The organism is Vibrio sinaloensis DSM 21326 (assembly GCF_000189275.1).
Taxonomy (GTDB): Bacteria; Pseudomonadota; Gammaproteobacteria; order Enterobacterales; family Vibrionaceae; genus Vibrio; species Vibrio sinaloensis.
Genome location: NZ_AEVT01000002.1, coordinates 1 through 12,432, shown reverse-complemented (window position 1 = coordinate 12,432; position 12,432 = coordinate 1). Strand labels below are relative to the sequence as shown.

General features: G+C 45.6%; 8 protein-coding genes. 2 read left to right on the top strand and 6 right to left on the bottom strand.

Going from position 1 to position 12,432, the window contains the following annotated elements; translation table 11 throughout:
- Positions 1–12 precede the first annotated feature (12 nt).
- From astD to RH45_RS00065, 6 genes are all read right to left on the bottom strand, one after another.
- The gene (astD, locus tag RH45_RS00090; RefSeq protein ID WP_008072225.1) at positions 13–1,470 is read right to left on the bottom strand and encodes a succinylglutamate-semialdehyde dehydrogenase; all 1,458 of its coding nucleotides are present in this window, start codon (positions 1,468–1,470) and stop codon (positions 13–15) included.
- 23 nt (positions 1,471–1,493) lie between these two features.
- Positions 1,494–2,513 carry an arginine N-succinyltransferase gene (gene astA, locus RH45_RS00085; RefSeq protein ID WP_008072223.1) on the bottom strand — a complete coding sequence of 340 codons (1,020 nt, stop codon included), beginning with the start codon at positions 2,511–2,513 and terminating at the stop codon, positions 1,494–1,496.
- Positions 2,514–2,623: 110 nt separating this feature from the next.
- Positions 2,624–3,838 carry an aspartate aminotransferase family protein gene (locus RH45_RS00080; protein WP_008072222.1) on the bottom strand — a complete coding sequence of 405 codons (1,215 nt, stop codon included), beginning with the start codon at positions 3,836–3,838 and terminating at the stop codon, positions 2,624–2,626.
- 369 nt (positions 3,839–4,207) lie between these two features.
- The gene (locus tag RH45_RS00075; protein ID WP_008072220.1) at positions 4,208–4,786 is read right to left on the bottom strand and encodes an aminodeoxychorismate/anthranilate synthase component II; all 579 of its coding nucleotides are present in this window, start codon (positions 4,784–4,786) and stop codon (positions 4,208–4,210) included.
- Positions 4,787–4,920: 134 nt separating this feature from the next.
- Positions 4,921–7,944, bottom strand: coding sequence for an ExeM/NucH family extracellular endonuclease (locus RH45_RS00070; RefSeq protein ID WP_008072218.1), 3,024 nt, complete (start codon positions 7,942–7,944; stop codon positions 4,921–4,923).
- A 315-nt stretch (positions 7,945–8,259) separates the two neighbouring features.
- Complete coding sequence (locus tag RH45_RS00065; RefSeq protein ID WP_008072217.1) at positions 8,260–8,784, bottom strand: FxsA family protein; 525 nt, start codon at positions 8,782–8,784, stop codon at positions 8,260–8,262.
- Between the two features lie 317 nt (positions 8,785–9,101).
- On the opposite strand from RH45_RS00065, the gene aspA reads away from it, so the two are divergent.
- Together aspA and RH45_RS00055 are read left to right on the top strand one after the other, a co-directional pair.
- A complete protein-coding gene (gene aspA / locus RH45_RS00060) occupies positions 9,102–10,553 on the top strand; it encodes an aspartate ammonia-lyase (RefSeq protein WP_008072215.1) in 1,452 nt (483 codons plus the stop codon).
- Between the two features lie 153 nt (positions 10,554–10,706).
- On the top strand, positions 10,707–12,014 hold the full coding sequence (locus RH45_RS00055) for an anaerobic C4-dicarboxylate transporter (protein ID WP_008072214.1): 1,308 nt from the start codon (positions 10,707–10,709) through the stop codon (positions 12,012–12,014).
- The last annotated feature ends 418 nt before the right edge of the window (positions 12,015–12,432 follow it).

Here is a 12,432-nt window from a genome sequence, read left to right as displayed (position 1 = left end):
ATAATTATTAATCTACAGTTCGAGCCCCGGACTTAGCGTCGCTGGTAATACGGTTTCTCCGCCTTCCATCGAAGCCATTGGGTAAGCACAGTAGTCTGCAGCGTAGTACGCACTTGGGCGTAAGTTGCCTGATGCGCCAGGACCACCAAATGGCGCATCACCACTAGCCCCCGTTAACTGACGGTTACGATTGACGATGCCCGCACGAATATGGTCAACAAAGTACTCCCACTCGCTGTCATCGGTCGAGACAAGCCCTGCTGATAGACCAAAGCGAGTATCGTTGGCCAGCTCAACAGCTTTATCTAAACCTTGGTAGCGCACCACTTGAAGTAGTGGGCCGAAATACTCTTCATCTGGCAGCTCCGCGATTGCCGTGACATCAATAATGCCCGGAGTAACAAATGCCGCATCCCCAGCTTTAGCCTCGATTAAACTCTCACCACCTAGCTTCTGGAGGTTGCTCTGTGCTGCAAGAATAAAGTCCGCCGCGGCTTTAGAGATTTGAGGGCCCATAAACGGTGCTGGCTCTGCAAATGGCTGGTCAACTCGAATCTTGTTGGTTGCTTCAACGAGCTTATTTACAAGCAGGTCACCTTTTTCTCCGACGGGAACATACAGACGACGTGCACATGTACAACGTTGACCCGCACTGATAAACGCAGACTGGATGATGGTATAAACCGTAGCGTCTACTTCACCGTAGTTTTCAGAGATCACCATCGGGTTATTACCACCCATTTCTAGCGCAAGCATCTTGCCTGGTTGACCTGCAAATTGCTTGTGTAGAATGTGCCCAGTATTGGCGCTACCAGTGAAGAGTACGCCATCTAGCCCTTTTGAATCGGCTAGCGCGATACCTGTCTCTTTGGCACCTTGAACTAGGTTGATCACGCCTTTCGGCAGGCCAACTTGATCCCAAAGCTTCATCGCAAACTCACCCGTTAATGGTGTTTGCTCTGAAGGCTTGAATACCACAGTGTTGCCCGCTAGAAGTGCTGGGACGATATGGCCGTTTGGTAGATGGCCAGGGAAATTATAAGGGCCAAATACCGCCATAACGCCTAGCGGACGATGACGCAATACGATTTGGTTCCCTGCGGCTTCACGCTGCGCTTCGCCGGTACGGTCATGGTAAGCGCGAATAGAGATAGCAATTTTGCCTGCCATCGCTGCGGCTTCAGTGCGAGTTTCCCAAATCGGTTTACCCGTTTCTTTAGCGATGATCTCGGCAATCTGCTCGCTGTTCTCTTTCACTTTTTCGGCAAAGGCTAAAACAATCGCCTCACGCTCTGAGAAGCTCAGCTTCTTCCAACCGACAAAAGCACTGCGTGCCGCTGATACTGCTTGTTCTACTTGTTCAGGCGTTGCACTGTCGCCTTGCCAGATAACTTCATTATTGTAAGGGCTTTGCGAGTTCATCGTCTCGCCTTGGCCTTTCACCCACTCACCGGCAATCCAATGTGTCATAGTTTGATCCTTCTAAATAGAGCTTACTGAGCTAACATGCGAACAAAGTCGCCTTCACTCACTTTCAGCGCCTCGGCGACTTCAGCGGTTAAAATAACGCTCTCTGATGCTTGGTCGTAGGCAGCTTTCGTTGCCGTGGCACGAAAATCTTCGAATGACGTGTTCGAGATGAGGAAATCTTGCGAGCTGTTGTGCTCAGCAATGGTCACCTTAGCGCGGAAAGAGTGTCGAACAGACTCAATATTGCGCACATCACACTCAACCGTCGGACCACCATCGAAAATGTCGACATAGTTACGGCATGTAAAGCCTTCTTTCTCTAACAGACGTAGAGCAGGCTTGGTATTCTCGTGCACTTGACCAATAACATCTTGTGCTTCTTGACTTAATAAGTTGATGTAAATAGGTAACTTAGGCATCAGATCGGCGATGAAGCCCTTTTTACCAATGCCGGTTAGGTAGTCAGCCATGGTAAAGTCGATGGAGAAAAAGTGCTCTTGCAGCCATTGCCAAAAAGGTGAGTTGCCTTCTGCATCAGACACACCACGCATTTCAGCAAACACCGTTTTAGAGAAACGATGCGGGTGCTCAGCCATCATCAGAAAACGACACTTAGACATCAAACGGCCATTTAACCCTTGGCGGAAAGATGGTCTTAAGAACAGCGTACAAATCTCACTACAGCCGGTGTAGTTGTTACCGAAAGTCAGTAGCTTAACCACATTATTCACACCAAGTTTTGGCGATGAGTGAACGACCGTACTGATATGGTAAGAGTAGAACGGGACATCCCAACCGATGGATGCTTCAATTCCGGTACACCCTGCGACTTCGCCGGTCTCGCTCTCGAAACCAACCATCAAGTACCCTTCATCACCGGGTTCATTAACGTCAGGTTTAGTGAAACTGTACTCTGAATGAGTAATACGATTGGTTAACAATTCTTCGTTAACGGGTAGAGATGTGAATCCGTGACCTGATTCTACTGCGCACGTGTGCAGTGCGTCGTAATCCGACATTGCGATAGGACGAACAACTAGCATCGATACTCCCTCCTGATGCTCATACCAACACCACCAGCCATCGTTGCGATTAACTGGTGGTATCGATAATCGAGCTAAGCAAAATGACCCAGCTCAGTTAGATGTTTTAATTATTTTGTTAGCGACGCTAAAGCTTTATCTAGACGCGCTAATCCTTCTTCGATTTCTTCTTTACTAATCACCAGTGATGGGGTAAAGCGAACAACGTTGGCACCCGCGACAAGGACCATCAAACCTTCTTGACCAGCGGCAACCAATACATCGCGCGCTCGGCCTTGCCACTCATCATTCAGAGCAGCTCCAAGCAACAAGCCTTTACCACGCACTTCAGCGAAAATCTGGTACTTATCATTCAGCTTAGCTAAACCTTCACGGAATAACGCTTCGCGCTCAGCCACACCGGCTAAAGTTTCTGGTGCACTCACAACATCGACCACTGCCTCTGCCACTGCACAAGCCAACGGGTTACCGCCGTATGTCGAACCATGGGTGCCGATCTTAAGATGCTTAGACAGCTCCGTTGTAGTTAGCATCGCGCCAATTGGGAAACCACCACCGAGCGATTTAGCCGTGCTCAAGATGTCTGGTGTAACACCTAGGCCTTGGTATGCGTAGAAGTGCCCCGTACGACCATTACCTGTTTGTACTTCATCAAAAATCAGTAGAGCGTTGTGCTTGTCGCATAGCTCGCGAACCGTCTGAACAAATTCGTCCGTTGGAGAAATGATGCCACCTTCACCTTGAAGTGGTTCCATCATGATGGCACAAGTACGATCAGAGATGTGTTCACGTAGGGCTTCTACATCGTTGTAAGGTAAATGAGTCACGTCACCTGGTTTAGGACCAAAACCATCAGAATAAGCCGCTTGGCCGCCTACAGTGACGGTAAAGAAAGTACGACCGTGGAAACCTTGTTTAAAGGCGATGATTTCAGATTTTTCAGGACCAAACTTGTCCGCCGCGTAACGACGAGCCAATTTTAAAGCCGCTTCGTTTGCTTCTGCGCCTGAGTTGGCAAAAAAGACTTTCTCTGCAAAGCTGACATCTGTTAGCTTCTTAGCAAGACGAAGTGCCGGCTCATTAGTCATGACGTTACTAAGGTGCCATAATTTTTGGCCTTGCTCAGTCAGTGCATTCACCATCGCTGGGTGACAATGACCTAAACAGCTCACCGCGATACCACCCGCAAAGTCAATGTACTCTTTACCTTGCTGATCCCAAACTCGAGCACCTTCGCCTTTCACTGGGATCATTTCCATTGGGTTATAACAAGGTACCATTACCTCATCAAACAAACCGCGTTCTACGTTCTTTTCTACAGTCATTGCACATTCCCTCTCGATACCGCATGCATAGCGAATATGGTGTCCTTACTTCCATTCAATGAAATAAGATATTATTTTGCTTTTAAGCAATTACGGCATTGTATTTACAAACAATTAACCTTTTCAATAGTGATTTATGCTTTTTACTCACAAGGAAAAAGTCGAATTCCCATCATGTGTGAGTATTTATGCATCAAGCCACCCGTTTTATGAAGCAATATATTCTTATAACAAAGATAAGCTCAGATTAAGCATAGGCGCCACAAGGGCTGAAGGGTAGGAACAGCAAAGTCTACGAATAGTTTTTCACATAATATTCGCAGCATCAATTATGAAAGAAATGTTAAAAAAAGTGATCCCAGTCAGGCTTTAGCGCTTTAGGAAATTGGCTAAAAGCTCGTGACCTTGTTCGGTTTTAATCGATTCAGGGTGGAATTGAACCGCATCAATCGCCAGAGTCTTATGCTGATAGCCCATAATTTCATCCATGGAGCCATCGTACAGCTCTGTCCAAGCGGTCAACTCGAAGCAGTCCGGGAGTGTGCCATTTTTTACCACCAAGGAGTGGTAACGAGTCACGGTAAGAGGATTGTTTAAACCTTGAAAAACACTTTGGTTGTTATGGCGTATAGGGGATGTTTTTCCATGCATAACCTGACGAGCTCGCACAACCTCACCACCAAATACTTGGGCTATCGCTTGGTGGCCCAAACAAACTCCCAAAATCGGTAACTTACCAGCAAAATACTCAATGGCTTGCAAGGATATGCCCGCTTCATTCGGTGTACAAGGGCCAGGAGAAATCACTAGATGGCTCGGCTGCAGAGCTTCAATGCCCGCAATATCAATCTCATCGTTACGCACGACCTTTACCTCAGCGCCAAGCTCACAAAAGTATTGGTACAAGTTGTAAGTAAAGGAATCGTAATTATCGATGATTAACAGCATGACTTCTAACTAGCGTTGATAAATTTCGAGATTAAGGGCGGTATTGTGCAATAAGAGTTCAGAAAGGCAAGGGCAAACGATAAAAATAAGGCCAGCTGATGCTGGCCTTATTCATTTACACTGAAGAAATAAGATTACTTACGACGGCGCCAAGCAAGCAAACCTGATAGTGCGAACAGTAGACCGAACCCAGTCGAGCCACCATCACTGTCATCAGACTCTTCTCCGTCGGTAGACGTTGGTGCTTTCTCAACTTCCACGGTACGTGTCGCTTGATACTTAACCGTTGCACCTGTTGAATCAGTAACGGTTTCTTCTAGTTGATAAGTCCCTTCTTCTGGCGCACTTTCAAACTCAACCGCTACAGTACGTGCGTTAACATCTGCCTGAGTTAGCGTTACTGTTGATGTATAATCGATGTCTGCAGAACGAGCCGCGTTTTGCTGTGCAGGCGTTTTCAAGGTTACTGTCACAATATCACCTTCCGCCGCATCGAGTGGAAGTCGAACATTTACAGTTAGGTTCTCCCCCTCTTCCGGTAGGTCGATATCAGTATCTGGCAGATCAATCGCAATCAATACTGGATCGTGATCTGATGCAGAGTAAACGTCAGTGTACTTAGGCATGTTACCTGTGTATTTGCTGCTGTACTCAAACAAGTTGCTTTCCAAAGAGTTAATATGCCAATCTTCGATCGCAACTACTTTCTGTGCCAAGCTGCTACTTGCCAACGCGTGGTCTAGGTTACCTAACTCACCAGAGTATGTGTAAGAGAAGGTATCAGCACCATGCAATAAAGTATTTAGATTCGTGTAACCAAAGCCTTTCTCGATCTTGGTGCGTTCCGCACTCACTTCACCACCCGCGACATTGGTGTAAGCCGCCGTGTAGATCTCGCGACCGTAATCTTTACCATTTTCTGCGTCAGACGCATCGTAATCGGTCAGCGTCAGTAGTGGGTCTTCCATTCCGTAGGCATTCAGGTCACCCATCACAAGCACATCGCCCTTGACGTCTTTCAGTGCTTCACCAACAGCGTGCGCAGCTGAAACGCGGAAGTTATTACAGTTACCTTGTAGATCCGTCGGTTCTGTATCTTCTACACCTGCAATCCACTCTTCAATACACTCAGAGCCTTTTGACTTAAAGTGGTTAACAACAATCGATAAATCTTCGCCTGTTTCTTTCACAGTGAAGGTTTGTAGCAAGCTGTGACGTTGGTATTTGTCGTACGCAGGGTTGCCTTCTTGGCCACCTTTACCGTCATCGCGTGTAATTGTATCTGCGGCAATGTGCTGCTCAGGGGTAATGATCACTGTCGCCGCTTCTTTTGGCGTTACAGAATCAGCACGGTATAAAATTGCCACCATGATGGCATCGCTACCGAAAAAGTCATCGTTGTACTTGTCGCCATCTTCGATTTCAACAAAGCTGTAATGATCTTCCGTATCACTGATTTTGGCGTTTAAAGCATCCACTAAGTCCTGAATAGCACTGCCTTCTGCGAAGCCATTGTTTTCCACTTCCATCAAGCCAATGATATCAGCATCCATCTTGACCATTGCATTAACGATTTTCGCTTTCTGAACCAAGAACTCATCCAGTTCCTTAGCGCCGCGGTTACAGCCACGTGACGCATCCGCATCCGCTTGGTCGTCACATGATGCGTTTAAAGGTCCGCCAATTGAACTGTGGCTAGTGAAATAGTTAAGTACGTTAAAGCTTGCAACACGTAGATCAGAGTCGGTAATACTTGGCGCATCTTTACGTGCAACATCAAACCCTTCACCAGAAGTCACAAAATTACTATTGTTCACTTCATTGGTGGCAATGATGCGGTATTCGTCGTAGCTGTAGTTAACCACACCGTGTAGACCTTCAAGGCGAGAGCCTAGACGGATATGTTGCTCTGATGAGCCATCTTGGTCAGCATCTGCTGCAAAATCAGGGTAATAAGGGATTTGGCCGCTTGGAGCATAGCCGTCAGACTCAAGGAACACTCGATTACTCGCGTTCTCAGCAGCCAATGCTTTCGCTTCTGCACTATCTGCAGCATGAACTTGAGTTGGCTTGAACAACGGACCTTCATGAGCCAGCAGCATATTGTTACGACGTGAGTCATAATCGTAAGAGAAGTTACGCGTGACGAACAACTCACTCGCAGACGTAAGCTCAACTTGCATACCTTCGTAACGCTCTAATGCTTCACGCAAGGTTTCACCTTCTTCAACTACAAGCGGAGTCACTAGTGATGCATCTGACGTATCAGTTTTAACGTAGCTGTTTGCATCAGAAGAGAGCTGAGTATTGCTGTAATACTCTTGAACTTTACCTTTAACACAGACCACATCACCCGCTTTCAGCTCAGTGTCAGCAAAATCCGTGTGAATGAATAGGCCTTCTGAAGTCTTTGGATTGGCGTCGTTTTCAAGCGCTTGTAGGTAGAATCCTTTGGTTAGACCTGTGGTTACAGCACTAACGACACCCATGACATAGTGATCTTCATCTGTAATGAATGGGTAGCCATCAATAAGTGGAGAAGTATCACCTTCACCTTGGATAGCTTGAATAGAAGTAAACTGAGGATCATTGCCATCCACTGAACACTCGAAAGCTGCAGGTGGCTCAACTGCATTTAACTGACCTAAACCGTCGATATTATCTTTCGGGAAGGTCGTCCATTGTCCTGCTTGGTATGTTGCTGAAGGTGTTAGCGCATCGCTGTTACGAACTAAGGTAGTGTCTTTAGCGAAATCCACATCGCCCATAACACCAATTACGTCATGCAATTGACCATCTTTAACCAGTGCAATCGGGTCATCACCATTAAAGTTGGCTACGTCACTGTTCAGGTTACCTGCAACGGCTTTGATTTCATCGCTTGCTTGAGAATGAGCGACAACATACACCTGATTCGCAGCGATAGTGACGTCGCTGAGATCTAGATGGTTTGCCCATTCACCACCACCGTTAGAGGATTTGGCTAACTGGTAGCCAGTCAGAGTGACTGCTTCCGTGCCCGTGTTAGCAATTTCAACCGCCTTGTTGTAACTGCCACCCTCAACGTACTGAGACAGGATAATCTCAGCACTTGCTGTACCAGATAGTGCTGAGGCGATACACAGCGTAAGGAGTTTTGGAGAAAGTGTGTTGTTCATTTGTTCCACCACCAATTCGTTATATTTTTGTCTACGTCCAGATGTTGACGAATTGTGGCAAATATCATGTTTGACTGTATGAAAGTAAAATTACATTCACTTTAAATGGGATATAGATCCCACCCATTAAACTGATAAATAGAAGGAAATTTACGTTTCAACACTTTTCTCACCTATTGATAAAATTACTAAGTAAAAAGTAGAGTAATAGATCTAAGATCACAGAATGTTACAGATGTTTATGGCACGTATCATTTCTAGTTACCAACAAAAAAAGGCGCCATCAGCGCCTTTTAGTTCGATATCAAACTGCTATTAATTCAGTTTGTTACGATCATCATCCTCTTTACGTTCAAACTCGCCTTCAAAGGTATCCCCTTGCTGAGATTGGAACGGGTCGCGGTTAAACGGGTCGTTTTGGTTTGTATTTTTGCCAAATGGATCATTTTGAAAGCCAGCGTGGAAGCCCTGACCACCCACCGACTTCACCACCATTTTGCTCATTAGGTATTTGGCAATCACAGCGCGAGGGGCTGGCAGAAGGACCAGCATGCCAAATGCATCTGTCATAAAGCCCGGAGTTAACAGTAAAACCCCCGCTACCGCTAACATGACGCCTTCAAAAATCTGCTGGGCGGGTAACTCACCTTGCTGGAGACGATTTTGCACAGACACTAAAGTCTGAATGCCTTGGCTACGAACCAATGAAGCACCGACAAATGCGGTCACTAGAACCAAGCCGATCGTTGGCCACAAACCAAGAAATCCACCCACTTGGATAAATAAGCCTATTTCTATAATAGGGACGAAAATAAATAGCAGTAATAAGATAGGAAACACAAGCCCTCCTTTGTTGCTTTCAGTGTACGTCGAAACGCTTCTTAAGCTCAAATTGAAGCTGTAAAAAAACGTGATACAACACTCAATAACCACTACCACTTAAGGGTTATTAACATCCTATTCATAACTGACAAAACTTTAACTCAACATAAAGTAAAAAAGGTGATCCAGTTACTATTTTTATGCCCTAAGTACAGTATTATGTGCCACATAAGTCAGGACGGATTTAGCAGCCTAAAACTCTGACGAATGGATTCTTAAACTACAGATTGGCTAGTAATACTTTATTATCAGAATAATTATCTAAGGATCCTGTGATGGCTACACTAAGCGATGCTCCAAAAACAGCTACCCCTGCAACTCGTATCGAAGAAGACTTACTAGGTGAGCGTCACGTGCCCGCTGATGCCTACTACGGCATTCACACCCTACGTGCTATCGAAAACTTCAATATCTCAAACATGACCATCTCCGACGTACCTGAATTTGTACGTGGTATGGTGATGACTAAGAAAGCCGCTGCTTTGGCCAACAAAGAGCTTGGCGTGATTCCTAAAGATGTCGCGAACTACATTATTGAAGCGTGTGATTTGATTCTTGAAACAGGTAAGTGCATGGATCAATTCCCGTCAGACGTATTCCAAGGCGGCGCCGGCACTTCAGTCAATATGAACACTAACGAAGTGATTGCAAACGTTGCCCTTGAGCTAATGGGTAAAGAGAAAGGCCAATACCAATTCGTTAACCCAAATGATCACGTCAACAAGAGCCAATCTACTAACTGTGCTTACCCAACAGGTTTCCGCATTGCTGTGTACAACAGCGTACAAAAGCTGATTGAAGCGATTGAATACCTAAAAGGTGCCTTCGAACTGAAGAGCCAAGAGTTCAAAGATGTGCTAAAAATGGGTCGCACTCAGTTGCAAGATGCAGTACCTATGACCGTCGGCCAAGAATTCCACGCTTGGGCCGTTACGCTTAATGAAGAAATTCGTGCGCTTGAATACACCTCCAAGCTGCTTCTTGAGATCAACCTAGGTGCAACAGCCATCGGTACTGGCTTAAACGCAGCACAAGGTTACCAAGCATCTGCAGTAAAACACCTAGCAGAAGTGACAGGCCTTGAAGTTGTTCCAGCAGAAGACTTAATCGAAGCAACGTCAGACTGTGGTGCATACGTAATGACTCATGGCGCGTTAAAACGTCTTGCCGTAAAACTGTCTAAGATCTGTAACGACTTGCGTCTACTCTCTTCTGGCCCACGTTCAGGTCTTAACGAACTTAACCTACCTGAGCTACAAGCTGGTTCTTCAATCATGCCAGCAAAAGTAAACCCAGTAGTTCCAGAAGTGGTGAACCAAGTTTGTTTCAAAGTGCTAGGTAACGACAACACTATCTCATTCGCAGCAGAGGGCGGTCAGCTTCAGCTTAACGTGATGGAACCGGTGATTGCGCAGAGCATGTTCGAATCTATCTCAATCCTATCTAACGCGTGCGTGAACCTACGCGACAAGTGTATTGATGGCATCACAGTCAACAAAGAAGTCTGTGAAAGCTACGTCTACAACTCTATCGGTATCGTCACTTACCTAAACCCATACATTGGCCACCATGAGGGTGACATCGTCGGTAAGATCTGTGCTGAAACAGGTAAGAGCGTCCGTGAAGTGGTTCTGGAACGTGGCCTGCTTACAGAAGAAGAGCTCGACGACATTCTTTGTGTTGAAAACTTCATGCACCCAACGTATAAAGCAAAACGCTACGAATAACAGGTAGTGAAAAGGCCCCAAACGGGGCCTTTTTTAGTCTCCTATACGGTTAACCACACTCCAAGAATGGTTTTTATCACTCTGATTATCTAAGCATTCAAGCGAAGAGTGCTTAGATAATCAGAATCAAAAGTAACTTTATGAGGTAATAATATGGTAGCAGTCGAACTCATTGTCGTTCTGCTCTTCATCTATTTGGGAGCAAGAATTGGTGGTATTGGCATTGGTCTCGCCGGTGGTGCGGGGGTAATCGCTTTATCCTTAGTACTAGGCGTACCAACCAGCCAAGCGTTTATTCCTATTGATGTAATTCTAATCATCATGTCTGTCATTACTGCGATTGCAGCAATGCAAGTGGCAGGTGGTATGGATTGGTTAGTTCAAGTGGCAGAAAACTTTTTGCGCAAGCACCCTGAGCGCATCACCTTTTATGCGCCAATTGTGACTTTCGTAATGACGCTCATGGCTGGTACCGGCCATACCGCGTTCTCCACGTTGCCCGTGATTGCCGAAGTTGCAAAAGGTCAAGGCGTTCGCCCGTCTCGTCCTTTATCAATCGCCGTTGTTGCGTCGCAAATTGCCATCACAGCTTCACCTATCTCAGCTGCTGTCGTTGCCTTTGCTGCCATGCTTGCGCCTATGGGTGTCGATTACTTAACACTGCTAGCTGTGTGTATTCCAACCACTTTTGTCGCTTGTATGATCGGTGCCTTCGTCGCCAACTTTATGGGCAGTGAACTAAAAGATGACCCAATCTACCAAGATCGTCTGGAAAAAGGGCTCATCAAACTGGCTACAGAATCAAAGCGTGAAATCCTACCGACCGCTAAGACTGCAACTTACATCTTCCTTGCAGCCATTGGTTTTGTTGTTTGCTACGCTGCGGCTATTTCAAAATCTGTAGGCCTTATTGTTGACCCAGCTTTGGGTCGTAACGAAGCAATCATGACGGTAATGCTGGCCGCAGCTGCTGCGATCGTGCTCGTCACTAAAATTGACGCTGCGAAGATCCCATCGGCAGCAACATTCCGCTCTGGTATGACAGCATGTGTTTGTGTATTAGGTGTCGCTTGGCTTGGTTCAACATTCGTTAATGCGCACGTTGATGGTATTAAAGATGTCGCGGGTGCCCTACTGGCTGACTATCCTTGGATGCTTGCACTTGTGCTGTTCTTTGCATCAATGTTGCTTTATTCGCAAGGTGCTACAACGGTCGCTTTAATGCCAGCAGCACTCGCGATTGGTGTTGCACCACTTACCGCTGTGGCTTCTTTTGCAGCCGTGAGTGCTCTGTTCGTCCTGCCAACCTACCCTACGCTGCTAGCCGCTGTTGAAATGGATGACACAGGCTCTACCCGCATCGGTAAGTATGTATTTAACCACCCATTCTTTATTCCTGGTGTGGTTACCATCGCTTCGGCAGTCGCACTCGGCTTTACCTTTGGTAGTTTGTTTATCTAAACTAGCAAGGATTCACTCAGGGAGCTTCGGCTCCCTTTTTTATTTTGAACTCAATAAAAAAACCTAGGTCACAATCTAATTTTGATATTAATCAAAAAACTCTCCGAAAGTTGACTTTGCATTTAAATCCGTCGCTTTGAATAAAATTTCTCACCTTTATCCAATACTCTTTACCTACTGACCTCTTAGAACAAAAACAGTTTTTTTTAAGCATATTAATGCCATGAACTTAACCAATTAACCAGTAACAAAAATAATCATGATTCAGTAGATTTTTTGGCAGGATATTTTTGTGAAGATCACCAAAGTTAACCAAGCAACTAGCTTTTAAAATACCCTCAAGAGCTAAATAAACCTTTTGCTCAAAATAAAAATAAATTTACCAATAACTTATTCAATAGTTATTTAATTTTAATAT